Source organism: Anatilimnocola floriformis (assembly GCF_024256385.1).
GTDB classification, from domain to species: Bacteria; Planctomycetota; Planctomycetia; order Pirellulales; family Pirellulaceae; genus Anatilimnocola; species Anatilimnocola floriformis.
In genome coordinates this window covers 216120-241929 of record NZ_JAMLFW010000001.1, presented here as the reverse complement: position 1 = coordinate 241929, position 25810 = coordinate 216120, and the positions used below count along the sequence as shown (strand labels likewise).

The window sequence follows — 25810 nt, the reverse complement described above, 5'->3', positions numbered from 1 at the left end:
ACAGTACGGTCAGAACTCCTGCTGGGCATCGAGAGCCGGAATCGGCTTATAAACCGTGAGATATCGGTAATAAATTTCCTGCGACGCGAGCACCATCGCGGTGCAGTACAACCGGCCGCCGGACTTCGCCGAGGAGTCATCTGCGAAATACCAACTGCCGGCCGAATGTCCTTCGCGCGATTGCGATGCCACGAGATGCTTGCGCCGTTGGCGGCTCCAGTCTTCCCACGCGGTCGGTTGGCTGCGAAGGGCCAGCGTGCTGAAAAATAGTTGGTCGACATCGTTGCCAACCACGCCGTCGTCAATGATCGATTTCGTGGCACGCTCGACGAAGATATCTTTTTCGCGCCAGCCTGCAGTCATCTGTGCCAGCAAACCGGTGGAAACCAGCTTTCGCTGCCGCTGCACGGCGGACTCACCACTCGGGCGAAGTTGCAGCGAGCCCGCCAGGAATTGATTCGCCGAGATCGTCAAAGATTCATTCGTTTTCAAGCCGTTTAACCGCGCGCTGTGCAAAGCCAACCACCGCCAGCCGTCATCCAGTTCGAGCGGTTCGCGTAGCAGTTGATTCAGGGCGGCCTGAGCTAGTTGCTTGGTCGATTCATCGCCAGATCGTTGAGAGGCTTCACAGAGCAGGAGGGTACACAGCGATTGTGTCCGAGTGTTGCCTTGCGAAAAGTCGGCAAACGAGATGTCGCCTTGCTTGGATTCCTTTTTCTGTGCCAACAAATAGGCCCAGCCGGTTTTGCAATTTGCTTGATAGGGCCCACGGGTAACGTCGGACTGTCCCGCACCCAAAAAGTTCAACAATACTAGCGCCGTCGGTTCGTTGCGTTGCTCGGCGTTTTTTCCTTCGTGAGAGCAACCCGCGTCGCACTTTTCGCCACGATGGGCAAAGCTCCAACTGCCATCGGCCTGTTGATGTCTTGCGAGCCAACTCAAGGCGACGGCTGCTGAATTTTGTTCCTGACGTGCGCGCTCGAGTGGCATCGGCGGCTCTTCATCGGCCTGTTGCAGCATCACTTGGTAAGTTGTCGTCGCCGCGCCAGGATCGGCCACCACAAACGATTCCAAATTTGGAATGCTCTCCTGCGGAGCAGTTCGCAATGGTTGCTGTTGCTGACGGATTTTTCTCGGCGTCTCGACAGCGGGCTGTTGTTGTTGCTGCAGCACCGTGATCGCCACGAGCGTTGCCAGGCAAACCGCGAGCGCCAGCAACCACGGCGGTAGGAGTCGATCGATGCGAAGAGCAGGTGACATCGGCGGAGCCTCGGGCGTGCGTGCGGGAGTTTCCTGCGCCAAAAACCGCGGGAGCGAGCGGCTGAATAGCATTTCGCAGTCGACTAGCCGGCTTATTCCCGCCAGCAGGCGAAATTTTGCAATAAGTGTCGCGGCTGATTCACTTTGCGCGAACCAAACTCCTTTTCGTGCCGTCCTCCTTTCAGGTTGCTCATAGGAATTCGTTACGGCATGCCGTAAGATCAGGGGCGATGCAACGAATACCTTGCAAAGCCGACGTTTTTGTCAGCAAGGAGAGTAATGTCCATGTCTTCGAATGATGAACGCAAAGGGACGCGCGTGACGTTCCTCGATCAAACTGGCGCCAAGAGCGTCGAAGCTGTGATCGCCGACACCGTGACCGTGAAACGGATTCTCCCCAACATCATCACCAAGATGAACCTGCCGGTGATGGGGCCCGACGGCCAGCCGATGAGCTACAGCCTCGATCACAAAGAGGGTGGCAAACGGCTGCGCGAAGAACAAACGTTGATCGACGCCAGCGTGGCGGATGGTCACCACTTAATTGTGTATCCCGAGATTGTGGCTGGTTAATTGTAGGGTGGGTCGAGCGGTCCTCCGCGAGGCCCACCGAAACGACGCGAATCCTGGTGGGCCTCACGAGTACGTTCGACCCACCCTACACAACTCTTCAGTTTGTTCGTCTAAGGCACTATGACAGCCTCATCCCCCCGCCTGCGCCGTCTGCAAAGCGACCTCAAAGCCATGCAGCAGTTGCGCAGCGAAAGCTCGATCCTCCACTTCACCGCGCATGGTGAATTGCCTGAGGCCTATACCATTTATTTCCTCGGCCGCGGCATGATGCGCCAGGAAAATAATGGGCCCATCGAAATGCAGGAGCGGCACGAGGTGCACATCCGCCTCGGCGCTGGTTATCCGCGCATGATGCCCGAGATCCGCTGGAAGTCGCCGATCTTTCATCCGAATATTTCGGGCAACGGCAGCGTCTGCCTCGGTGGTTATGGTACCTATTGGGTGCCGAGTCTTACGCTCGACGAATTGTGTCACATGTTGTGGGACATGATTCGTTATGAGAATTACGACGAGACGAGCCCTTATAACCGCGAAGCCGCCTTGTGGGCCAAGACGCAGTCGGAATTTCGTTTGCCGCTCGACGAACGGCCGCTGCGCGATCGCCTGGCCGGTTATGAACCTGAAGAGCGTTCGGAATTGGTGGAAGCCACTTTTGCTGACTCGCGCGCCGGAGAAACCCGCCCGGCTGCTCCGCCGCCGCCGCCACTGCCGGAAGTGACGCAGGCCCCGAATGGTCGTTGGCATTATTCGCCGCAGACTGGCTCGCGCGTGCAGCCGTTGTATCCGCAACAGCCCGCGGCGGTTCGTCCCGCCGTTCCGCCAGTGGTGCGCACGCCGCTGCGAACCGCTCGGCCTGCACCAGCGGCTGCTGCTGACGATGGCGGCGTGATCTTTCTCGATTCCGAAGCCGCACCGGCGCCGACCCGCACTGCGAGCGACTCCGACATCATGTTCATTCAATAACCGTTGTTTGAATCCATATGTCCACGCTGAAGACTGCAACCGGCGCCAAAGAACCCTTTGATCTCGACCGCCTGCGCGACGCACGGCAGCTCGGCACGCTGTATCGCAGCGGTGCTGTGGTCGTGATCGAAGAGCCGGTGCTGGAAGAAATCCTCGAATACTCGAACAAGGACCTAGTCCGCGAAGTCGGCGGGTTCCTGCTCGGCGAAGTACATCAACAAGAGCCCAATTGCGTCATCATTCGCCACTTTCATCCAGCCGTGCAAGCCACTTCGCGGGCGGCGTCGCTGACGTTCACGCACGAAACCTGGTCCGACCTCCATCGCCAGGCCGAGTCGCGGTTCCCCGGCGCTGCCGTCATCGGCTGGCAACACACGCACCCCGGCTTCGGCATTTTCCTATCGGCCTACGACATGTTCATCCAGCGCAACTTTTTCTCGGCCCCCTGGCAAATCGCCATGGTCGTCGACCCGCGACGACAAGAGCTCGGCTTCTTCCACTGGCGGAATGAAGAGGTGCTGGATTGCGGGTTTGTGTGTTTGGGGCAGTGAAGAGGTGAAGAGAGGAAGGGATTAGAGATTAGGGAAATGCAAATACAAAAACTACCTCATATGTAAACCAACAACACAACCACTATCCCTACTCTCTAACCTCTTCATCTCTTCATCTCTTCCCCAATGTCCGAACTCTACCTCGACGACTCCGACCGCTACTCCCGACTCCGGCTTATTAGCTGGTGGAATCAGGACAAACTGCGCGCGGCGAAGGTGCTGGTCGTCGGCGCTGGCGCGCTTGGCAACGAAGTGCTGAAGAATCTGGCGCTGCTGGGCATCGGCCAGGTGCTGGTGATCGATCTCGATGAGATTGAAGATTCGAACCTGACGCGCTCGGTGCTGTTTCGTACTAGTGATCGCGGCAAAAGCAAAGCCGTGGCTGCGGCGAAGATGCTGCGCGAGATCAATTCCGACACGCAGGTCGTGCCGATTCACGGCAATGTGATGACCGACATCGGCCTGGGTGTTTTTCGCGATGTGGATGTGGTCATCGGCTGCCTCGACAATCGCGAAGCCCGCCTGTGGGTGAATCGCTGTTGCTGGAAGGTCGGCACGCCGTGGGTCGACGGCGGCATTCAAGAAATCAGCGGCGTGGCGAAAGTCTTTGTGCCACCCGGCAGCGCTTGCTATGAATGCGCGATGACCGAAAACGACTATCGGCTGATCAGCCTGCGGTACAGCTGTCCGTTGCTGAAACGCGAAGACCTGCTCGCTGGCAAAGTGCCGACGGCACCGACGATCGCTTCGATGATCGCCGGTTTACAAACGCAGGAAGCGTTGAAACTGCTGCACGGTTTGCCCGTGCAAGCTGGCGCAGCGCTGGTCTTCAACGGCGTGGCAAACAACTTTTACACGACGCATTATCAGCGCCGCGAGGACTGCCTCAGCCATGAGACTTATCCCGAGGCCGTCGTACTGCCATTCTCCGCCGAGAAGAACACTGCGAAGGAACTCTTCGCCGCGGCAAAGTCGCATTTCACCGGCGATCAACCGCTGACGCTCGAACTCGATCGCGACCTGGTCCTCGCACTGCACTGCAATTGCGGTAACACTCGCTCCGTCATGCAGCCGCAGCAACTTGTCTCGGCCAACGAAGCCCTTTGCCCGAAGTGCGGCGAAACGGCACAGCCCGAGATGATCCACAGCATCGAACAAACCAGCCCCCACGCCGAGCAAAAACTCGCAGCGCTGGGCATTCCCGCTTACGATATCGTGCGAATCACCAGCGGCGGCGAACAAAAAGTGTTCTTGCTCGCTACTGATCAATCCACCGCCTTTCCCCTGACCTCTAACCTCTAACCTCTTCCCTCTTCCCCCATGGACGACATCCAATTTGGCGACGTCGAAGAAGTTCAGCCGGAGAAAAATCTCCGGCCGGACCGCAATCGCCATTTTGCCGTCGTCTCATACGGCAATCCGAACGAGCGGGAACTGCCGATCTTTGTCGATCTCGATGTGCTGCTCGATATGGAACAGCACGCGGCGTCGGACAAAACGGTCGAGCTCGGCGGAGTGATGCTCGGCGGGCATTATCACGATAGCGACGGCAAGCCGTTCGTCGTGGTGACTGACTCGCTGCGGGCCGAGCATTACGAGAGCACCAAGGGAAGTTTCAAGTTCACGCACGAGACGTGGGAGAAGATCTCGCGACAGCGCGAGGAGTTTCCACCCGAACTGCAGATGGCCGGCTGGTATCACACGCATCCCGATTGGGGCGTGTTCCTGTCCGGGATGGATATGTTCATCTGCGACAATTTTTTCAACAAGAAGCTCGACGTCGCTTACGTGATCGATCCGTGCCGACTCGACCGGGCTTTTTTTCAATGGACGGAACATGCCAGTGACGAGCGCATGAAGCGTGAACCTCGTCGCGGTGATCCAGCCCGCACGCAACGGACGGGCGGCTTTTATGTCATGGCGTCACGGTTCCGCGAACAGGAACTCGTGACGGCGGTGGCAGCACTCGAAGGAAAAACTCCCATGCCGACCTACTCCAGCGGCGGCGGCAACGGTTCGCCGATCATCAATGTGCAGTCTCCGCCTCCGCCACCGAAGCCCGCGTGGGAAACGGCCGGCATGTTCGGCATGCTCGCGCTGCAGTTCTGCTTGCTGGCGCTCATCGCGGTGAAGATGATGAGTCCTGCCGAGCCGCCGGCGAATAGCGACGCGCTCACGAAGCTCGAAAAGTTGATCGAAACCCGCGACGAGACCGCGCGCCTGATCGAACTGCACAAACGCGATCTGCAGACCGTGGATCGCGTGCTGCACGAAGTGCAACGCACGCCGAAAGGCCTGGTCGAAGCCTACGATCTCCAGCAAAAAGAGAACGAACGGCTCGCGCTCGCGCTTTCCAACAGCGAATTTGTGCAGCACAAATTGCAGGAAGAAACGGCGAACTCGCTCGCGGAAATGAAAGCTGAACTCGCGCTGCGCAGCGTGCAGATCGAAAAAGTCGAGCTGGCGCTGAAGAACCTGGGCGAGCAGAAGTCGAAACTGAAAGACGACCTGCTGGCCCGCGACACCACGATCAAAGAGCTGAAAGCAAAACTCGAGCCCGAAGAGAAGACAACGGCCAGCGACCGCGGCATTTTTGCCTGGCCACCGACTCGGCAAACCTACCTGGTGTTCGGTGGTGTCGTGATTGCCGGCATCATCGGCGGTGTCGGGCTTTGGCTGCGCTTTCAAGATAACGCGGGTCAAGGAAAGGATGGACCGAACGAATCACTTTCGGAGCCACCGTACGGCCGTTCGCCCCTGGTCGATCCGCCCCGCGAACCTGCACCGCGCGATCCGCTGCCACGCGAGCCAGTTGTCCGCGAAGCAGCGCCGGCCAATGAAATTCCTGCCCCGAAGAGTGAACCCGAAAAAACGGCGCCTTGATGTTGAAACCTTCCGCTCTGTTTCTCTGCAAGTAGTAACTCATGGATCCCAATCAACGGACCACCCGCCTGCAAGCCGATCAAGCGCTGCTGCAAAACCTGGCCGCGAACAATGCCATTCTGCGCATCGAGTCGCAAAACGATCCTGCCGATCGCTATGTGCTCACCTTTCGCGGCAAAGGCCTGGCCCGTGACGTGACGCAGCCGGGCGAAGTCTCGATTGTGGAATTGCATCAGGTCGAACTGAGGTTGCCCTACGCTTATCCCGCGAGTCCGCCCGATATTCGTTGGATGACGCCCATTCTGCATCCCAACGTTTCGTTCAGCGGCTTTGTGAATCTGACCGAAATGGGTCTGCCGTGGACCCCCGATATCGGGCTCGATGTGATCGTCGAGCGTCTGTGGGACATTGCCCGCAGCGCGTTTGTGAATCTCGAGCGCGCGACCAACTACTCGGCCAAGAATTGGTACGAAGACGAGTGCAAGTTTCAATTGCCGGTCGACGCCCGGCCACTCCGCGGCGCCGGCAACATCAGCCCGTCGAACATCGTCCGCTACTCGCATCGCGCTGGCGAAGGGGTGCGCTGGTCGAGCCCCGCGGCCACGGGCGAAGTGCTGTTCATCGATGAAAACACGATGCCCACCTCGGCTGCCTTGCAACATGTGCCGCCGCGACGCCGACCGCCGGGTGGTGATGATGTGTTTTATATCGGTCCGGAGTAAATGCGGGCCTTCCAGGCAGTTAGGCAAAGGTCTTCAAGCAACGAGAAGCAATCGTTATTTCACGTTCAGAATGATGCAGCGATGGAACCGGCAATACCGATGACTCCTCGCCTTGCGACGTGTGCCACTGGCCAGAGCCAGTGTTGATCGGCGCGCAGAAGACGGGGCATTATCGACGGTGACCACGCGACTTTTGGCAAGACGAGACGTCGCAACAATCGGCTGACAGTGCGCCGCCAGCGAAGCGACGTCGGGTGACGGCCAGTGCTACAGTGCAAGTAGTTCCGCTAAAGTAGCAGCATGCCGCCACGACCCGTCAAACCGAAACCGTCGCTGCCGAAGCGAGCTCCCGAGCCGCCAAAGCCCAAGCCGCAGTTCACCATTCTGGGCATGTTCGTCGTGATGCTGATCTGCAGCATGGCGTCGGCGGGGGCGTATTACCTGGTGCGGGCAGATGGGAACGATCCTAGTTTCAAGTTGATTGCGCTGCTGTTTCTGCTCGCGGGACCGATGCTGCTGATGGTGGCCGTGAGCATCCTCGTCGCCGTGGCGGCGCGGTGGAAGTGATTTCGATTCGCAAGACGAGGCGGATATGCTTGGGACAGTTGCTCGCTGGTTGACTGGCTCGTCCTTGTTTTTGATTGCTGCGGCAGCGCTCGCGCAGGAACCGGCCATCACGCGAATCTGGCTGTCGCATCGTTCGCCGGACCCAAACAAGGTGGTCGTGAATTGGGAGTCATCGGCTCCTGGTGAGTCACAGGTGGTGGTCCTGGCGGAGGAACTGAAGAGCTTTCGTGAGAAAGCCGATCCGACAGCGACACTGCACCATGTCGAAATCGACGTTCCTCAGCGCGGCGAGATGATTCGCTATCAGGTGCAAACCGGCGCGCAAACTTCTCCCGCTGGCCTGCAACTGCGGGCTTATCCCAAAGACGATGCCTTGCGAGTCGCCGTCGTTGCCGACTGGCATTCGCGGGCGAACCTCGATGCGCTGATTGCCGACAAGATTCACATCCTCTGCACGGCTGGCGACAACATTCCGAGTCTGCATGCCCGTTGCGGCGTGGGGGTGAAGGATTGCACCAAGCCCTACGGCGAGTTGATCGATGGTTATCCAGAATTGTTTCGCACGGTGCGGTTCATGCCCTGCCTAGGCAATCACGATCGCGAGATTCGCCCCCGCGGCGACAAGCCGCCAGCCGACTCGGTGTACGACGTCGATGCGACGGCCTATCGAAAATTCTTTGAGCTGCCCGACGACGAATGGAAATGGCATTTCGATTTGCGGGAGTTCGGCCTGCGATTGGTCGCGCTCGACCTGAATCACATTCAGGATCAAGGAACGACCTGGCAAACATGCCATCCGCTCACCCGCGAATCAGAACAATTTCGCTGGTACGAGAAGCTGCTAAAGGACGAGCCACAGCAGCCCTGGACAGTCACGCTGCACAATGAAAAGAGCGGCAACATGCGGGGCCAGGAGAAAGGGGCCTGGCATGACCTATTTCGTCGCGGCACGCTGGCGGCGACGGGTTTTGGTTATTTTGCCGAGCGGGCCGAGGTCGATGGCTTTCCGTATTACAACACCGCGCTCGGCGTGGGTGCGAAGTATAAAGATGCGAAAGCCGAGTTCTTTGAGAGCACCGCGAGCTACTTGTTGCTGACGTCGACACCGTTGCGATTGACCGTCGAGTTGAAATCGCTCGACGGCAAGGTGCTCGATGCGAAGACTTTCAAAAAGTGAAATGCTACGTTACTTGCTCACCTGCACTGCCGATAGCCCGGTGGTTGCAGAAATGATGAGCATCCCGCGCTCTTGATATTCGGCTGCCGCCAGGCCGCTGAGGACGGCGCCGCGGGCGAACGAATCGTGCAGCTTGCCGTCTTCGGTCACCAGGTGAATGCTGCCGTCGGCGCCGGCGAACCACCATTCGCCTTGATGCCCTTCGAGCATGTTCGACGAGGCGATCGGATCGATGGGTTGCTGATGCGCGCCCGCAGGAAGTTGATAGTTCCAGCATTCGCGCAGTTGCGAAGTGAGCCCGACCGCGACGAGATTGCCGCTGGCGTCATTCGAGATGCCGACGAACGAAGATTGCGTCGGCGTGGGAAAACTCGCCACCGCCAACCGCGCGAGAGGCCAATTGGGAACCGTCTTCAGCGGCTCTTCGCGGCCAAAGCGGTTCAGCGGCAACACGCTGCCTGCTTCTCCGGTCAGCAGGATCTGCCACGAACCGACGTCATTCTTGTGAGTGACGGCGAGCGAGATCACGTTCGGCACGCCGCGGTTCCGCCATTTCATTTCGCCTTGCAGCGTTGTTACGTGCAGACCGAGCAAACCGACATTCGCGGCAAGCACCTCGGCCGTGCCGTCGTCGTCGACATCGGCGAGCTGAATGTCGGTGATCCGCAGGCTTTGATCGAGCTCGGGATAAGCTCGCAGCACGCGGAATTGATCGTCGAACAAAAACCATTGCGGCGCGAGGGGGGCACTGCCGATGTAGAAACGTTTGCCTTCCTTGTCGACCGTCGTTCGCAAGTACGTGACCGCGGCCTGCTCAGGCAGTTCGAGTTCGTAACGGCGAATCACTTTGCCGACGAGATCGACTTCGACGACGTTCCGCCAGCCTTCGCAAACAATCAGCTTCGGCTGCTCATCTTTGTTTCGCCCGGGCACAAAGAGAATATTGCCGGGGTTTTTGATCTCTGCATTGTCCCACAGCGGCGTGAGTTTCAATTGCTTGGGATCGCTCTTGCGACGAATAACGGCTTCGGTGAGTTCGACAACGGGCTCCGGTTCTTTGCCACCCATGGCGATCAGTTCGGCATAGTCCTTGTGCTCGCGCGCCGAGCTGGCGAGGAGTTCGCCGGCGATGTCGTCCCCCTTCAAGAGGCGTTCGATAATCACCGACAGTTGCTTGGCGAGCTCTGGATTGCCGCCGAGTTCGAAGATTTGCACGCGGCCTTGCTTGTCGAAGACGATCACTGCCGGCTGAAACTGAATTTTGAAAATCTTGTCGCCGAAGGCTTCCAGATCGCGCACGACGGGCAGTTCGACCTGCCAGGCCTTTAGCTTGCTTTGAATCTGAGCCGATGTTGCCGGCAGCGGATCGGTCGCAACGGCTTGAAACACGACCTGCGGATGATCCTTGAATTCCTTCGCCGCGAGGGCGATTTGTTGCAGTGTCGCTTCGCAGGCGGGATTGTCGTGATACCAGCAGAGAATGGATATTTTTTCAGTGAGCTGAGCCTGCGTCAGGCGGCGATCATCGAGCGTGGTGAAATAAAACTCGCCAGGCTGTTTGCCGAAGAGTTGCGAGGGCAACGGCCGCGGCGGCGTGACGAACGACTTCACAATCTTCGCGCCGGCTGGCGTGGGCAGATTCCATTTGTCGGCGGCGATCTGCGCGCCCAGTTGAGCGCCGGGCAGCTCCACCCAAAATTGCAAATCGCTCACACTGCTGTCGGTGCCGAGATCGGGCAACAGTGCTGCGGCTGGATAATCGAGCCGCCGCAGTAGCGGTTGATCGCGATCGATCCAAAACACAAAGTTGCCGCCCGGCGATGGCACCGCAATTCGCCGGCAAGACTTGCCATCGGTCACACCATCTTCGAGTGCCTGGCAAGCGACATCGACAGCAAAGGCATTCGCCAGCCCGCGCGATTCCAGGAGCAACTCCAGCTGAATTGGTTGTCGCCGCGCACGGCCGGAGAGAATTTCATACAGCAGTGGATCATTGGCGAGCTCGGTCAGCTTCAATTGTTCTGGCGCTTTGCGCACCACGATCTGGCCGTCGACGTTGTTCGACTCAGGATCGTTAATCGACGCTTTGAACTCTTTGCCGTCGATGCGAACTTCGGCCTGATAGACCTTCAGCGAAAGTTTGTTGGGGCGTTGGAAGGCCACGGACATCGGCCAGGCGAAGGAGCTCTGTTCGCCGCCGCGGCGGAACTGCAGCTTGACAACGGCCTGATCTTGGTAGCTCTGCGCGCCGCGATACGCCGCGAGCAACTGCTGCAGCATTTCATTCGGCGTTCCTTTTTCAGCCGTCGCCTGACTGACGGGCGTCACGCCGTTGCCGCCCGTGGTCACGGGCTTCGCCGGCGGATCGTTCTGACAGCCGATGAGCGCAGCGAGGAGCGCGAACGAACAAAACAACGAACCAACGAGAACACGCGCGCGCCTATTCACCGGCAAATCCTTTCGCAAAAATGCTTCCTAGCATTATTGTGCCAGCAGGCCTCGCAGCGGGAAAGCTCAGTTTGCCGCCGCAGATTACCTGGGCCTGCTACAATGCGCCGTTTAACGCGGAAAGTAAAAAACATGACCGAATCGATCCTGTTGCGCATCACCGGCGAAGTCGGCCAGCCGAAGGAACTGACCTTCGCCGACCTGACGGCGATCGATCCGCAGTTTCAAATCGCCGATGTCAGTTCGCAGGCCGGCGGTCGCAAAGGAATGGCGGTGACGCTCGCTGGCTTGCTAAATGTTGCGGCCGTGAAGTCCTCGGCGAATTATCTGACCCTGCACGCCGCGGCCGATAATTTTCATGCCAGCATTCCGCTCGACGGCGTGCGCGAGAAGGCGTTTCTGATCTACGCACTCGATGGCGCACCGCTCGCCGTGAAGGCCGGCGGGCCTTGTCGGTTTTTTGTCCCCGATCATCTGGCCTGTCGCTCGGCCGAGATCGATGAGTGTGCCAATGTGAAATTCGTCGACACACTCGAATTCACTGTCGGCAAAGGTCACGACAATCGCCCCCACGACGACGCAGCCCACGCGGCTTTGCACGCGAATGAAAAGTCGCATGAACACTAACTCTCCCGCGAGCTCGTCGCGCAAACCGCGCGCGATTCTCTTTGATTTCGATTTCACCTTGGCCGAATCTTCGGCCGGGGCCATTGAGTGCGTGAACCACGCGCTCGTGCAGCTCGGCTTGCCGCCGGCAGAAAAGGAAGCCATTCGCCGCTGCGTCGCTTATCCGCTGCCGGAGGTTCTCGCGCGCCTGACCGGCATCGAGGATCCGCAGATCGGCGAGGTCTTTTCGCAGTTCTTCATCCGCCGTGCGGACGAAGTCATGGCGCATTTGACGACGCTTTTTCCCGGCATTACAGAGACGCTGGCTCAGCTGCGGGCCAGCGGTTACTTGCTCGGCATTGTGAGCACCAAGTATCGCTACCGAATCGAAACCATCCTCGCTCATCACGGCGCGCATGGGCTGGTCGATGTCATCGTTGGCGGCGAGGACGTGCGTGAGCACAAACCGGCCCCGGAGCCGCTGTGGCGGGCGATGGGAAGATTGCAAGTCACAGCCGAGGAAACGATTTACTGCGGCGATCATCCAGTCGATGCCGAAGCGGCCGAGGCTGCGGGCGTTCCCTTCGTAGCCGTATTAAGCGGACCGTCGCAAGCTGTCGAATTTGATGGTTTTCCGCGCATCGCTCTCTTAAATAGTGTGCGTGAATTTCCTGCTTTGCTCTCGGAGTTGGCGAAAACTTCTGTGTAAGATAGAGGGGCCTTCCTCAGGTTTGTTCGTTCCACCTAGCCACTCCCGCCAATGAACGAGCCAACGTCTTCTCGCTCGCCTCGCCTGCCGCGTGGTTTCACGTTAGTCGAGTTGCTCGTCGTGATCGCGATCATTGGCGTGCTCGTCGCGCTGTTGTTGCCCGCCGTGCAAGCCGCGCGCGAAGCAGCTCGCCGCACCCAGTGCACCAACAATCTGCACCAGATCGGCTTGGCCCTGCACAACTACGAATCTTCGTTCAACGTTTATCCTCCCGGCGGCCTCGTGAGTCGCAACGGCGGTTATGGCCATTCGTGGTGGGTTCGCATTTTGCCCTACTCCGAAGAGACCGCCGTCTACGAAAAGTTTGATCAGAACGGCAACGCCAACGGCTACACCGGTTGGCTCGGCGGCGCGGCGTATGGCGGCAACGATTACAACCGCGATCTACTGCGGAAGAAGTTTTTCAAGTTCATGTATTGCCCATCGAGCAACTTGCCGAAGTTTGTGCTCGACAATGCAACCCACGAGTTCGGTTACACCGCGAGCCCGACTTACGCCGGCATCAGCGGCGCGACGAACCACGACTCGGCGACCAACAAGTCATCGCTTGGCGGCGCCGACGGCCGCATCTGCGCCGGCGGCGTGCTGAACATGCATGTCGCCGTGAAAGGTGGCGACATTACCGATGGGCTGTCGAACACGATCGCCGTCGGCGAGCAATCGGACTGGTGCCGCGACTCGACCAACCCCAAGGTGAATTGTCGTAGCGACTGTGGCCACGGCTTTTGCATGGGCCCCGGCAACGACGGTTGGCAGCGGCAGTTCAATACAACCTGCATCGTTCACCGCCTGAATGAAAAGTCCGCGCTCGCAACCGGAGTGCCCGGCAACTGCGGCCCGAACACTGCCATTCAATCGGCCCACTCCGGCGGCGCGATGGTCCTTTTTGCCGATGGCACGGTGAAGTTTCTCCGCGAAAACATCGACACGACCACCGTCCTCTACAACCTGGCCAACCGCGACGACGGCCAGACGAAACTGAACTACGACTAACGATGCGCAACCTGCTTTTTATCGTCGCTCTGGTCGCGTTGGCTTCGGGCTTAGGTTGCAACCGCGGCGAGGTCCTCGGGCCTGTCCACGGTGTCATTACCGTGGAGGGAACGCCTGTCGAGCGCGCGACAGTGATGTTCAGCAACGATCAAAAAGGCGTTCACATGAACGCCGTGACCGACAGCCAAGGTCGTTACGTCGTGCGGATGGCCAACGGCGATGGCTTGCCGCTGGGAGATTACAAAGTCCGCATTTGCCCGCCCATCCAGGATCATCCTCTCGGGCCGATCAAAGCCCCGCCTGCGAATGTCGATCCCTTTGCCAGCACCATTCCGAGCCGTTATCGCGATGTGAAAACCAGCGATCTAAAACTGTCGGTGACGGAAAAATCGAATTCGCTGGATGTGGATATGAAGCGCAACTAAGCCGACGGCGCTGGTGGGTTGGTTACTCCAACGGCAATCCGAGTTGCCCGAACCACGAGACCTTGTCCCAATAGCCGCGCTGAAACTTGATCAACCCGTCGATCACGTGAAAAAAGCCGCAGCCCTGAATCTCAAACGACCTGCCGCTCCCCGGCTGGCCGGCAAATTCACCCTGCCAAGTGCCGCCGCCCCGCCATTCCAAAATGGCCCACTCACCATCCTCGAACAAATTCACCGGCGACGTGTAGTTATCCGGAAAGGCCCGAAAGAAATAAGCAAACCCCGCGAGCATCGCCGCCCGCCCCACCGTCGGCTCACCGGCTGCCACTTGCAAATTCACCGCATCCTCGTGATACAACGCCGCGGCCGCTTCGGCATCGCAACGGTTGAAAGCATCGAGCCAAAGTTGCACGACTTCACGGGGAGAACGATTCATGAGGCACCTTACAACCAACTTGCCCGTGACTTCCACTCAATCCAACCGGGCGGTTCGAGTTCGATTTTTTCAACGGTATCCGACTGATGATCCCAAGTAAGTTTCAATGAATAAGGACCGGCGAGCACGTCGTAATACCAGCCAAATCCATCGACATCTGGCATGCCAACCAGGTTCACGACTTGCTGATGATTCATACCAATTTGCAATTGATCGAGGCGGGCCGCGCGATCGGTGAGAAGTTCTGGCAGGGGAATCCGTGTCCGCTGAGGAGCAGCACCATTGCGGCATAACCAATAGGGAGCGTATCCCGCCGGCTCTTCTCCTAGACGGCGCAGCGCGAATTGTGTCACGCGAACCAGCAGCATGATGACCAAATCGGTCGATTTGCCATTATGCTTCCAACCAGACGTATATCCACCGGAGATGGTCGCGCGTTCGGCTTGGCGCAGTGCGGGGAGCGCGCTGCGAGTTCGATCGAGTCCACACCAAAAGATGGCGATCCACAAGCGATTCAAAATGCGCCAGTCGGGTTGCGAACGCGGAGGGCGTTGCAGCAACTGATCGTTCACATTCTTGCGCAGCGTCGCCAAGGCCCACCGCCGCTGAACTCGCCGGCGCTCGCGGCAAGCCGCTGTGCCCCCAGCGACTATTTTCCCCTGCTCAAGATCGACCAAAATCTGCCGATCGAGCAAAGTGCGAAACGACCAATAAGGCTTACCCGCTGCCACAAAACAATGTCCACGGCCCCGCCGGTTCCAGTGGGAACCAGCGCTGGTATCGCGAAATTCATCGTCGTTGCTTTCCAAGACTTCAGAGGCCACGTCGTATTGACCAATGGTCTGTCCGCGCGGATCGACCACCAGCAAATAGCTCGAAAACGGCGTGCGCACAATTACCACGACGTGCCCATCGTCGCTGACCCAAGCATCGTTCGGCATGCCGAGCAGATCGTGCTCATCAGGAGTTCTGCTCCAAACTACTTCGCCCGAGTCGCTGCGCGTGACGGTGTAAGTAAAGTCGCTCTGAAAACCTCCCCAGAATTCTCGGGAAGAAGTCGTGGGCGAGCGCGGCGACTCTCGATCGTTGTCGGGCGAGCGAATCTCCAAGCGCAAGTTGCTGGAGGGAGATCTGCGGATCAAGTCGGGATAGTCGATGCAGGTCATCGCAGTCCGTTACTTGCAGCGAAGATTTGTCGGAGATAACGTACACAAAAAAAGAGCACGCTGCGGAGCGTGCTCTTTCGAGTGGCTAATCCATTTTCCTGGCGACTAAGTTCGCGCCTTGCCTACTTCACCTTACCACTCGCCATCAGCTTGCTGGCCTGACCAGCTTGGCCGAAGCTGACCATGCGGGCGACGCAGACCTTCTTCATCGCGTCGCGGGCGGGCTTGAGGTAGTCGCGGGGGTCGAACTTTTCGGGGCTTTCGATCAAAGCCTTGCGGACCGCGCCGGTGATGGCCATGCGGTTGTCGGTGTCGACGTTGATCTTACGCACACCGTTCTTGATACCGAGTTGGATCTCTTCGACCGGCACGCCCCAGGTCGGCTTCATCTTGCCGCCGTACTTGTTGAGGATGTCTTGCAGGTCTTGCGGCACGCTGCTCGAACCGTGCATGACGAGGTGGCAGTTGGGCAGGAGCTTGTGAATCGCAATGATGCGATCCATCGCCAGCACGTCACCCTTCGGCGGACGCGTGAACTTGTAAGCGCCGTGACTGGTGCCGATGGCAACGGCGAGCGCGTCGATGCCGGTCTTGGCGACGAAATCCTTGGCTTGATCCGGATCGGTGAGGAGCTGATCGTGCGAGAGCTGGCCTTCGGCGCCGTGGCCGTCTTCTTGTTCGCCTTCGCCGCTTTCGAGCGAGCCGAGGCAACCGAGTTCACCTTCCACACCCACACCCTTGGCGTGCGCGAGCTTCACGACTTCCGCCGTGACCTTGACGTTGTATTCATAGCTGGCTGGCGTCTTGCCGTCTTCTTCGAGCGAGCCGTCCATCATCACGCTGGTGAAGCCGTTTTCGATGGCCGAGAGGCAGGTCTTCACGCTATTGCCGTGATCCTGGTGCATGACGATCGGAATCTGCGGATAGAGTTCGGCAGCGGCGAGCATCAGGTGGCGGAGATAGTTGTCTTGCGAATAGCTGCGAGCACCGCGGCTGGCTTGCACGATCACGGGCGAATCGGTTTCCTTCGCCGCTTCCATGATCGACTGGATCTGCTCCATGTTGTTGACGTTGAACGCCGCAACGCCGTAGTTATTTTCGGCAGCATGATCGAGGACGGTACGCAGGGTGACGAGTGGCATGATGGAACTCCTCGAGTCAGGTGGTGGTGAATGGCTGGTGCCAGTTAGCCCGACGCGTCACCGAGGGAGAAGCATGCGATCGCGCTATCGGACAATGTGCAAATCGAATCGAGCATTATCTGGACTTCATCAATTTGCGCCAATGGGCGGTCGAGCTTTGTGATGAAGGGCGGAATGCAAATTGCGTAAGGGCAAACCGAATCACTTTGCACGCCGCCCAGGGAACATTCTGGCCCGCAGAATGGTAGAATACAGCACAATTCTCCCACCTCGCCCCTCGCAAAGGCCCGCCGATGTTCCGCTGCTTTGCTTTTTCGGCCCTGCTTTCGCTATTCGCCGCTTCGGCCGTCGTCGCCCAAGATTACAAGGTCGAAAAGCTTGATCAGGCTGCTCCCGACAGCGTTTCGCCCGAGATCGCCGCGCTGCTGCAACCGACCGGCCTCAAGTTCATCAAAGGCGAGAACCGCACGGTCTGCGAACTCTGGTTCTGCAAGGAATGGCCCATCAGCAAAGAAGCCAAAGTGAGCGCCGAAGTGAATTATCCGCTGACCCAAGGCCAAGTCATCGGCGTGGCCCGCTATCCGCGCAAGGGAAATGATTTCCGCGATTCCGACATCCTCGCCGGCACATACATCCTCCGCTACAGCCAACAACCGGTCGACGGCGCCCATGTCGGCACCTCGCCGACGCGCGACTTCCTCGCGCTCATCCCCGCCGCCAAAGACAAATCGGCTGCTGTGCTTGAATACAAGCCGCTGGTCGCCGCCTCCAAAGAAGCCACCGGCGCGACTCACCCCGCCGTGCTCTCGATGCAGCGTCTGAGCGATTCGACCGAAGACCTCGAAGTCCGTCACAACGAAGCCAAGGAATGGTGGCTGTTGCGATTCAAGGGAAAGACGGTTCGCGATGGGAAGGCGGCTGATCAGGCAGTGGAGTTTGTGGTTGTTGGTCATGCGGAAGAGTGAGTGATTGCAGATCGCGGATTTTAGATTGCAGATTGAAATGCTTGAGATTTTTCAATTCGTTGTGAAGAGAACCGTCGCCGCGTTATTAATTGGCGTGTCGATTTCGCTCGTCGCATCTGCTGAAGATTCTCCCTTCGAACTGCAAACTCACCGCGGCAAAGTCGTCTATCTGGCCGAAGCGCTGCAGCGATTGCACGGCATTAAATCGGTCGATGAAGCGAAAGAACGAACGCTGGCTGTCGAAACGACCGAGGGGAATTTGATTCCGCTGGTCGAAGATGTTCGCGGCCGAGCCTTTCGCGCCGATCCGCGGTTGCGCGAGATGCAGGTGGAGTTGCTCGTCCGCAAATTCAAAGGCTCACCGGCCGGGCAGGTCATTCGCGTGTACGAACTCACCAAAGAAGGCAAATTCGAGATCGACTATTGGTGCGATGTTTGCTCGATCGCCATGTATGAACTGAAAACGTGCGAGTGTTGCCAGGGAGACATCAGGCTACGAAAGACGAAAGTGCCGGAAGAGAAACGCTCCAACAAATAATCTGTTTACGTTTCGCGAAAATAGCAGCTACTGCGAAATCGCTTGTTCGAAACAATGGTCGAACAACAACTGCCACTCTACCTGTGCGATTCTCTTCGCCAGCAACTCTTGCTTCGCTCTTCCTCGTGCGATCTGTTCGCACCAATCGATGAAGAGATCCGGATCCCAACTCTTCGCTTGGGCGATTTTCAGCGCAGTCGCATCGATCGGTTTCTCTGCCGCGATGAGTCGCTGCGCCTCGGCCAGCAACTGCGAATAGACCGGATGATTCCCCACGCGCCGGAACCAATACTTGCCGTTGCCGTAATCGGGTTCGCGGCGATGCATCACGCCGTGCCAATAGCTGCCGTCGGCGGTTTCGATCTCTTGACTCAATGAGTGCGACTCGTCGAGGAAGTTGTGCAGCAGCCAGAGTCCCGACAAGCAACAACGGGCCGCATCGTGATCGACGACCCGCTGGGCCGCGAATAGTTGTTCGATCGTCAGCGCGGCCAGCTTCGGTCGCAACGCTTCGTTCGGTTTGCCGGGACCGAGTTCGCAGAGATGATCGGCCGAAATCAATTCGCTGAGCAGAGAGTTCGTCATCGTCAATGATTGGTGAGGGCTTCGTCCAAGTTTAGAACCACCGTGGCCAGATTCGTCCACGCAGCCAGTTCAGCGGCGGAGATATCGAGCGGCGCAGCAGCCTGACCGACGTCGAGCAACTTCTTGGCCTCGGCCGGATTGGCTTGGTAGTGGGCGAGATCGGCAGCCAGTTGCTGCTGCAACAGTTCGCGTTCACCCGCAGTGGCGGGCCGACTGAGAACGATCTGAAATAGCCGATTCAAGCGTGCGTCGGCGGCTTGATCCTTGCCGGCAAGGATGCGCGTCGCCAACAGTCGCGCTGCCTCAACGAACGTTGGATCATTCAGCAGCACGAGGGCCTGCAACGGCGTATTCGTGCGACTTCGTTCGACCGTGCAGGTTTCGCGGTTTGGTGCGTCAAACGTAGTGAGATTCACCGGCGGCGCGTTTCGCTTCCAGAACAAATAGACGCTGCGGCGGTACATGGCCGATCCGCTCGTCGTGTTGTAGAGCTGCGCACTCAGGTCGTTCGGATAGTACGACAACTCTTTCCACAAATCGCCCGGCTGATAAGGTTTCACGCCGGGGCCACCGTGGACGTAGTTGATCACGCCCGCCGATTGCAGCGCGACGTCGCGAATGACTTCGGCGGAGAGACGCTGGCGTGGAAAACTCTGCTGACGAAAAGTGGTCGAGTTGACGAGTTGACGATGGAGTCGTTTCGTGTCCCAACCGGTGTCGACATATTCACGGGCCAGCCAATCGAGCAACTCCTGCTGGGCTGGCTTTGCGCCGCGGACGCCAAAATCTTCGGGCGTAGCGACAAGGCCTTTGCCGAAGACCTGTTGCCAGGCCCGGTTCACAGCGACGCGGCCGGTGAGGGGATGCTGAGGATCGATCAACCAGCGCGCGAAGCCGAGACGATCGGTGCGCAGGAGTTTTGCTTGCTGCGACAAGTATGCCGGCGTCTGCCTGGCGACGCGTTCGCCGGGGTGATCGTACTGACCATTCATCAGCACAAACGTTGGCCGCGGCTGCGGCAGCTCTTGCGAGACGAGGACGCTGGGCAGCAACTTGAGAAGCAGATCGCGCCGCGAGCGGAGCGATTGCAGCACCGTGCTCAACCGCTGATGCTCGGCATCGTGATGCTCGAGATAGTAGCGAGCGAGCGTTTGCTGCTGCTCAGCCGTTCGCTTGTCGGCTGGCAACTTCACAATCTCGGCAATCGGGTTGCCACCGGCGAGCAACTCGATCTCGCTTGGCGAAAGCGGCCGGGCATACAAGCGGATTTCATCGAGCATGCCGCGGAAGGCCACCTGGTTCGTGAGTCCACCGATGCGCAGCGGGCTCGCCGTCGATATTGGCGCGGCGGGCATTTTTCCTGTCGTCTCGATCTCCATTCGCCGTCCGTTCTTCCAGAACTGCGGCTCGCTCGGCTTCTTCGCATCAAAGACAACGGCCAGATGTTGCCAGCGGCTGAGCTCGGTCGTTTCCTGAGAGCGAAAAATCCGCTCATCGCTCCCCGCCCGATTGATGAAGCGCAACTGCAATTGACCGTCGACCAGGCTCCATTCGATGCCGCGAAAAAAGAGGACGTCGTCGACTTGCGCGGTGATGACCAGTTCGTCGCGCGTCGTGGGGAAGACCCAGGCGCTGAGCGTCCACGATTGATCGGTTGTCAACGCGGGCCAGTTTGCGAGCTTGAGAAAAGTGCCGCCATCGCCAAGCAATGCGTCGTCGAATTTGCCGGTACTGAAGTCTGCTGCTCCCTCGATCGCCGCTGGCTCAAACGGTCGAGCCAGGTCAGTCGTTTTGTTTTTGTCTGCCTTGTCGAGCGGCAAGTGAATGGCCATCGCCGCGGGGGGACTCGCAATCTTGCCAGCCGTCGCCTCTTTTTCCCACCGCTCTTGATCAGCCCGCGCTACCACGGCCCGCTGCTGCTGTGCACTTTGTGTGCTGGCGAGGCGGAAGGCCAATTGATCGAGTTCGGCTTGCTGTTCGCGCGTCGGAGCCTGCAGCCGCGGATAGGCGTTGACGTGATCGTTGAGGAGCGGCGATTCATCGAGGCTGTTGAAAAATGCCACCATGCCGTAGAGCTCGCGCTGCGAGAGGGCTTCGTACTTGTGATCGTGGCAGCGAGCGCAAACGAATGTCTGCCCGAGAAAAGCGGTGCCCGTGGTCACGACGCGATCAATCGCATGCTCGGCGAGCAACTCTTCCGGGATCGCGCCGTTCTCGCCGCTCATGCGGTGATTGCGATTGAAGCCCGTCGCGATTCGCTGCATGAGCGTGGCGTTCGGCAACAGGTCGCCGGCGAGTTGCTCGAGCGCGAACTGATCGAACGGCTGACCGGCATTAAGTTGCTCGATCACCCAATCTCGCCACCGCCACTGCTGCCGCTCGGTGTCGGCGTGATAACCATGCGTATCGGCGTAGCGTGCCAGATCGAGCCAATCGCTGGCCATCCGCTGACCATAGAGTGGCGAAGCGAGGAGTCGATCGACTTGTTGCTCGTAAGCGTCGGGAGCTTGGTTTTTCTCGAAAGCGGCGAGCTCTTCGGGAGAAGGAACGAGTCCGATGAGCGTGAGAGTCACGCGGCGGAGGAGGGTACGGCGGTTGGCGTCAACCAAACTCCCTCTCCTCGGTACTCCGGGGAGAGGGGCGGGATGAGGGGCGAAGCGGGTACCAAGAAAGCAGTCGATTGGTTCTCGGGCAACGTCTGAAGCAGCAGGCAGAGAAACTTTAACCGGCGTGAGATAGGCCCAGTGTTTTTCTTCAGCGCGCACCGTCGCCGCACACAGGACTAAAAATCCTGTGATCGCTGCAATCGAAATGGAGCGCACCGCTCCCTCGAACATGGCCTGATCTCCGTATCTCTATCGTAGTCCATCGGTCAACCTCGGCGAGAGGCGGTTGCCGGACAGAACCAACGGTGCGTATAGACAACGGTTTAGCGCTTAATGCCGTCGTCGAGCTTGAGATGCACCAATTCGAGCGTGGGGATTGCGTTGAAAGCCGCACGAATTCCTGGCTCGGTGATTTTCTTGGCACCGATCACGTTGATGTACTTGAGGTTGGGCAAGGCCTTGAGTTCCAGCAGACCGGCATCGGTCACCTGCGACGACGTGGCAACAACGTTGTTGAAATCCTTCAATCCCTTGAGTTCCGTGAGCGCTTTCAGATCCTCATCCGTCGCCTTATCGTCCAGCTGAATCTCATGGAGCGCCTTCAGCTGTTTGAGCAGCGGCAAAGCCTTGACCACGTCGCCGGTTTGGAACTTTTCTTGAAAATTAACCAAGTAAGTACCGTCTAAATTGACTCGACATTCACAGTCCATTTTCTCGAGTTCAGCGCGAATGGCCGCTTCGTCCACTTGCTTCGCCTCGGCCATCGGTTTGCCGGTCGACGCGTTCGCCGCTGGCGTCGTTTTCTTCTTCCGTTCGGCCAGCACAAAATCTCGATCGGCCTGGCTCAGTTTGCTCAACGGAATGTTGAGTTCCCGGCCGTCGTCGGTCTTGATTTTGACTGTCGCCCCCACCGACTCGACCATTTCTCCTTCGACACTAGATTTGCCATCCGCGCTTTTCCAAGTGCGTGCATTGGCTCCGAGCGAGAGCAGAAAAACGATCAGCGAGGTTGCGAACGCGGTGCGAGCGAACATGACAGAACCCTCAAGAAGGAGGGGTTAGCACGATCGATAATTTATCGGGCAACAAGGCTGCGTCAAGTTTTTTTGCACGCCGTTGCACGCAGTTAAGAGAGCACTTCTTTAATCACATGCCCATGCACGTCGGTCAGGCGGCGGTTCGCGCCGTTGTGCCGATAGGTGAGTTGCTCGTGATCGATGCCGAGGAGATGGAGCACCGTGGCGTGGAAGTCGTAGTTGGTGCAGACGTTTTTCGTCGCCCGCCAGGACCACTCGTCGGTTTCACCGTAAGTGATGCCCGGTTTGACGCCGGCGCCGGCCATCCAGCCGAGTGATGCGCCGCCGTTGTGGTCGCGGCCTTCGCTTCCTTGCGAGAACGGCATGCGGCCGAACTCGGTGTTCCAGAGGAGGAGCGTATCGTCGAAGAGGCCGCGTTGCTTCAGATCGGCGAGGAGGGCGGCAGTAGCTTTGTCGGTGGCCGCGCACATCGGCGGCAGCTCTTTGATGATGCTGCCGTGGTTGTCCCAGTTGCCGGTCGGGCCGTTCGCGCCGCTCCAGACTTGCACCATCCGCACGCCGCGCTCGATCATTCGCCGCGCGATTAAGCAGCGCTTGCCGAAGTCGGCCGAGGCGGGATTATCGAGGCCGTAGGCTTTGTGCGTATCGGCTGACTCTTGGCTGAGATCGAAAACTTCGGGCGCGCTGAGTTGCAACTTCGCAGCGAGCTCGTAGGAACGAATTCGCGCTTCCAGGCGAGCATCGTTGTCGCTCGTGGCCAGATGATCGCGATTCAAACCGGCCAGCAAATTGAGGCCATCTTTTTCGGCAGCTGGTGTGATGAACTTGGCCGACGCAGGTGCGTGCAAGCCATGCAACGGTTCCGGCGCGGCAGCGTTGATGATCGTGCCTTGGTGCGTGACGGAGAGGAAACCGCTGGAGAAATTGCCACGCTGGTTATACGGCAAGCCGCGTGAATCCGGCAGCACGACAAACGTCGGCAAGTTATCGGTGAGCGAACCGAGCGCGTAGCTGACCCACGAGCCGAACGAAGGAAACCCCGGCAGCAAAAAACCGGTGTTCATCAGGTAACTGGCCGGACCGTGGACGTTCGTGCGCGATTGCATCCCCAGCAGCAGCGCGATGTCGTCGACGTGGTTCGCCGTGGCGGGCAATTGATCGCTGACCCAGCGGCCACACTCGCCGTATTGCTTCCAGGTGAAAGGACAACCGAGGACATTGCCGGGGGCACTCGTCGCGGCTTCGACGCGTTCTTCGGTTCCTGGATCGAACTTCTGACCGTGGAGCTTTTGCAGCTGCGGCTTGTAATCGAAGAGGTCCATCTGGCTCGCGCCGCCATTCATGAAGAGCTGAATGACGCGTTTGGCTTTTGCCGGATGGTGTATCCCGCCGTTGAATTCGGGTTTGGCAGCCGCGCCGAGAAGTTGCTCGTGGCCAAGGAGTTGCCAAAGAGCGAGTGAGCCGACGCCGGCGGCGGAATTCGAGAGTATTTGGCGTCGGGAGAGCATCGAATTCATTCCCTCGCCCCTGTACTCAGGGGAGAGGGTTAGGGTGAGGGGCTAGAGCAGCGAGTTGAGTTGCCTATTCCTATAGTCAGTGATTGGCGTTTTTCGCGAGGGGGAAGTTAAAGCGAGCTTCAGCCCCTCACCCCAGCCCTCTCCCCTGGGTACAGGGGCGAGGGAGCGATGCGTTGCTGCGCAACGACTACAGCAACCCGTCAATCGGTTCTGCTGTTTCGCCTAGCCGGGCGATGTCGCGGGGGATGTTGGTTTGCAGCCGCAGCAAGCCCATGTCGAACAACACATTCATGATGGTAATCATCAGGTTGTTCGGCCGAAATGGATTGGCGATGGCCCGCTCGGCTTTGGCGTCGGATTGGCCGATGACCTGGCCCATTTTGAGACCGCCGCCGAAGAGGAGTAGCGGCGTGAGATCGCCGTAGTGGTCGCGGCCGCCGTTGTTGTTGATGCGTGGAGTGCGGCCCATTTCGCCGGTGACGACGAGGAGAATTTTGTCTTCCAGGCCGCGCTCGCGCACGTCGTCGATGAAGGCACTAACCGCATGATCGACCTGCCGGCCGAGGGGATGAATGCCGCCGAGAAACTTCGGGCTGTTTTCGTTGCTGTGCATGTCCCAGCCGCAGTCCGAAACTGTCACAAAACCGCAACCCGCTTCGCACAGGCGGCGAGCCAGCAGCATTTGCCGGCCGAGCAGGTTGGTGCTCCGCTTCATGTCGCTCCAGCGCTGCACCTCGGCTAGCGGGAAGAGCTTTTCGGTATCGTAGCGCTCCAGCGTGGCCGCGCTCTCTTGTTTCAGATCAAAGGCCTGCGCCACGCCGCGGGTGATGACGTCGAGTGCCTGCTGCTGAAACTCGCTGGCCCCTTTGACATTGGCAATCTGCTCAGCCGCTCGCTTCATGCCATCGAGATTGGCCAGCAGGTTGCGGCGATCGAGCAACCGATCGGCAGAGACCTTCAGCTCGAGATTTTCTTTCAGCTGGCCGCCGCCGGCTGGGTTGAACGCGCTGTACGACGGCCCGAGATCGCCAGACTGCGTCAGCGTCGGCAGCGCACCGGTTTCGAAGTTGCTGCCGATCTTCAGGTTTTCTTTGACGGCTTCGGGAAGGACGAGAACGTTGTTTGGAATGCCGGACGCTGCGTTGTTCACACCGGCAACGCGGGCATAAATGGCGCTGAGGGCCGACTTCAGCGAATTGCCAGCCGTGGTGACCGATTCGTAGGTGTGGCCGTTGTTGCCACTGCCATAGCTGCGCACGACGGTGAACTTGTCAGCCCGCGAAGCCAGCTGCGGAAAGGTGCCGCCGAAGGTGATGCCTGCGTGCTTGGTCGGCAGTTCGCCGGTCACGCTGCGGTATTCGGACGGGGCCGACATCTTCGGATCGAAGAACTCGATGTGCGAAGGGCCACCCTGCAGGAACAGGAGGACGACCGACTTATCCTTCACCAGCGGCGAACCGGTGGCCTTGGCTTGGAGCAACTGCGGCAAGGTCAGCATGCTGCCGAGACCGAGCGAGCCGAGGGCCCCGATCTTCAAAAACTCTCGGCGGGCCAAGCCCTGGCAATGGCGAGTAGGCCGTGGATCGGCAATGGTCAGCATGAGGAAGGCGCCTGGGGAGGGCGGGGTCGGCAGGAGGCGGGAATCAATGACTATTGATTAATGGTCGAGTCTACCAAAACGTTTCCTCAAAGCCAAATTTCGGACCGGGTAGTTCGGACGGGAGGCGACGTAAGTCAGTAAACATCCACGCTGACAAGCCCGTTTTAAACCACCCAAAATAACTACAATAATTTGTGATATTTGGAATGCGATATCGCAGACGCTTATTGTCTCTAAGCCTTTCCTAGCAATGACTTGCGGAATAAATAGCTTCGAGCATT

At 58.8% G+C, this 25810-nt stretch carries 24 protein-coding genes; 14 read left to right on the top strand and 10 right to left on the bottom strand.

Annotation, left to right across the window (positions count from 1 at the left end; translation table 11 throughout):
* Positions 1–9 precede the first annotated feature (9 nt).
* Complete coding sequence (locus M9Q49_RS00945; protein ID WP_254506702.1) at positions 10–1260, bottom strand: hypothetical protein; 1251 nt, start codon at positions 1258–1260, stop codon at positions 10–12.
* A gap of 285 nt (positions 1261–1545) precedes the next feature.
* On the opposite strand from M9Q49_RS00945, the gene M9Q49_RS00940 reads away from it, so the two are divergent.
* The 8 genes from M9Q49_RS00940 (at position 1546) to M9Q49_RS00905 (ending at position 8696) form a co-directional block, all read left to right on the top strand.
* Positions 1546–1833 (top strand): EsaB/YukD family protein, encoded by a 288-nt coding sequence (locus M9Q49_RS00940; protein WP_254506701.1) that lies wholly within the window; start codon positions 1546–1548, stop codon positions 1831–1833.
* A gap of 120 nt (positions 1834–1953) precedes the next feature.
* Positions 1954–2796, top strand: a complete 843-nt coding sequence (locus M9Q49_RS00935; RefSeq protein ID WP_254506699.1) for a ubiquitin-conjugating enzyme E2 — start codon at positions 1954–1956, stop codon at positions 2794–2796.
* Between the two features lie 17 nt (positions 2797–2813).
* A complete protein-coding gene (locus tag M9Q49_RS00930) occupies positions 2814–3347 on the top strand; it encodes a Mov34/MPN/PAD-1 family protein (protein WP_254506697.1) in 534 nt (177 codons plus the stop codon).
* Positions 3348–3473: 126 nt separating this feature from the next.
* On the top strand, positions 3474–4649 hold the full coding sequence (locus tag M9Q49_RS00925) for a HesA/MoeB/ThiF family protein (protein WP_254506695.1): 1176 nt from the start codon (positions 3474–3476) through the stop codon (positions 4647–4649).
* Between the two features lie 18 nt (positions 4650–4667).
* A complete protein-coding gene (locus M9Q49_RS00920; protein WP_254506694.1) occupies positions 4668–6230 on the top strand; it encodes a hypothetical protein in 1563 nt (520 codons plus the stop codon).
* A gap of 41 nt (positions 6231–6271) precedes the next feature.
* Positions 6272–6952 carry a ubiquitin-conjugating enzyme E2 gene (locus tag M9Q49_RS00915; protein ID WP_254506693.1) on the top strand — a complete coding sequence of 227 codons (681 nt, stop codon included), beginning with the start codon at positions 6272–6274 and terminating at the stop codon, positions 6950–6952.
* Between the two features lie 300 nt (positions 6953–7252).
* Complete coding sequence (locus M9Q49_RS00910; RefSeq protein WP_254506691.1) at positions 7253–7519, top strand: hypothetical protein; 267 nt, start codon at positions 7253–7255, stop codon at positions 7517–7519.
* A 25-nt stretch (positions 7520–7544) separates the two neighbouring features.
* The gene (locus M9Q49_RS00905) at positions 7545–8696 is read left to right on the top strand and encodes a metallophosphoesterase family protein (protein ID WP_254506689.1); all 1152 of its coding nucleotides are present in this window, start codon (positions 7545–7547) and stop codon (positions 8694–8696) included.
* 9 nt (positions 8697–8705) lie between these two features.
* Here M9Q49_RS00905 and M9Q49_RS00900 read toward each other — a convergent pair whose 3' ends face one another.
* Entirely contained in the window at positions 8706–11144 is a 2439-nt protein-coding gene (locus M9Q49_RS00900; RefSeq protein ID WP_254506686.1) for a TlpA family protein disulfide reductase, read from the bottom strand.
* Between the two features lie 132 nt (positions 11145–11276).
* On the opposite strand from M9Q49_RS00900, the gene M9Q49_RS00895 reads away from it, so the two are divergent.
* The 4 genes from M9Q49_RS00895 to M9Q49_RS00880 are packed head-to-tail and all read left to right on the top strand — an operon-like array spanning position 11277 to position 13937.
* Positions 11277–11771: a molybdopterin-dependent oxidoreductase gene (locus tag M9Q49_RS00895; protein ID WP_254506685.1), complete on the top strand. Its 495-nt coding sequence runs from the start codon at positions 11277–11279 to the stop codon at positions 11769–11771.
* A complete protein-coding gene (locus tag M9Q49_RS00890) occupies positions 11761–12459 on the top strand; it encodes an HAD family hydrolase (protein WP_254506683.1) in 699 nt (232 codons plus the stop codon). Before M9Q49_RS00895 ends, M9Q49_RS00890 begins: the two co-directional genes overlap by 11 nt.
* 51 nt (positions 12460–12510) lie before the next feature.
* Positions 12511–13512 carry a DUF1559 domain-containing protein gene (locus M9Q49_RS00885; protein WP_254506681.1) on the top strand — a complete coding sequence of 334 codons (1002 nt, stop codon included), beginning with the start codon at positions 12511–12513 and terminating at the stop codon, positions 13510–13512.
* Between the two features lie 2 nt (positions 13513–13514).
* A complete protein-coding gene (locus tag M9Q49_RS00880; RefSeq protein WP_254506680.1) occupies positions 13515–13937 on the top strand; it encodes a carboxypeptidase-like regulatory domain-containing protein in 423 nt (140 codons plus the stop codon).
* 22 nt (positions 13938–13959) lie between these two features.
* On the opposite strand, the gene M9Q49_RS00875 is transcribed toward M9Q49_RS00880, so the two are convergent.
* From M9Q49_RS00875 to fba, 3 genes are all read right to left on the bottom strand, one after another.
* Positions 13960–14373, bottom strand: a complete 414-nt coding sequence (locus M9Q49_RS00875) for an ester cyclase (RefSeq protein ID WP_254506678.1) — start codon at positions 14371–14373, stop codon at positions 13960–13962.
* 8 nt (positions 14374–14381) lie between these two features.
* A complete protein-coding gene (locus tag M9Q49_RS00870) occupies positions 14382–15539 on the bottom strand; it encodes a hypothetical protein (protein WP_254506677.1) in 1158 nt (385 codons plus the stop codon).
* A 122-nt stretch (positions 15540–15661) separates the two neighbouring features.
* Positions 15662–16681, bottom strand: coding sequence for a class II fructose-bisphosphate aldolase (gene fba, locus M9Q49_RS00865; RefSeq protein ID WP_254506675.1), 1020 nt, complete (start codon positions 16679–16681; stop codon positions 15662–15664).
* Positions 16682–16974: 293 nt separating this feature from the next.
* On the opposite strand from fba, the gene M9Q49_RS00860 reads away from it, so the two are divergent.
* Both M9Q49_RS00860 and M9Q49_RS00855 read left to right on the top strand, forming a co-directional pair.
* Positions 16975–17646 carry a hypothetical protein gene (locus M9Q49_RS00860; RefSeq protein WP_254506674.1) on the top strand — a complete coding sequence of 224 codons (672 nt, stop codon included), beginning with the start codon at positions 16975–16977 and terminating at the stop codon, positions 17644–17646.
* Positions 17647–17683: 37 nt separating this feature from the next.
* Positions 17684–18184, top strand: a complete 501-nt coding sequence (locus M9Q49_RS00855; protein WP_254506672.1) for a hypothetical protein — start codon at positions 17684–17686, stop codon at positions 18182–18184.
* A 27-nt stretch (positions 18185–18211) separates the two neighbouring features.
* On the opposite strand, the gene M9Q49_RS00850 is transcribed toward M9Q49_RS00855, so the two are convergent.
* The 5 genes from M9Q49_RS00850 to M9Q49_RS00830 form a co-directional block, all read right to left on the bottom strand.
* Positions 18212–18769: a hypothetical protein gene (locus M9Q49_RS00850; protein WP_254506670.1), complete on the bottom strand. Its 558-nt coding sequence runs from the start codon at positions 18767–18769 to the stop codon at positions 18212–18214.
* A 2-nt stretch (positions 18770–18771) separates the two neighbouring features.
* The gene (locus M9Q49_RS00845) at positions 18772–21378 is read right to left on the bottom strand and encodes a DUF1553 domain-containing protein (protein ID WP_254506669.1); all 2607 of its coding nucleotides are present in this window, start codon (positions 21376–21378) and stop codon (positions 18772–18774) included.
* A 320-nt stretch (positions 21379–21698) separates the two neighbouring features.
* Complete coding sequence (locus M9Q49_RS00840; protein ID WP_254506668.1) at positions 21699–22409, bottom strand: hypothetical protein; 711 nt, start codon at positions 22407–22409, stop codon at positions 21699–21701.
* Between the two features lie 92 nt (positions 22410–22501).
* Entirely contained in the window at positions 22502–23920 is a 1419-nt protein-coding gene (locus M9Q49_RS00835; RefSeq protein ID WP_254506667.1) for a DUF1501 domain-containing protein, read from the bottom strand.
* A gap of 196 nt (positions 23921–24116) precedes the next feature.
* On the bottom strand, positions 24117–25529 hold the full coding sequence (locus M9Q49_RS00830) for a DUF1501 domain-containing protein (protein WP_254506666.1): 1413 nt from the start codon (positions 25527–25529) through the stop codon (positions 24117–24119).
* Positions 25530–25810: the final 281 nt, after the last annotated feature.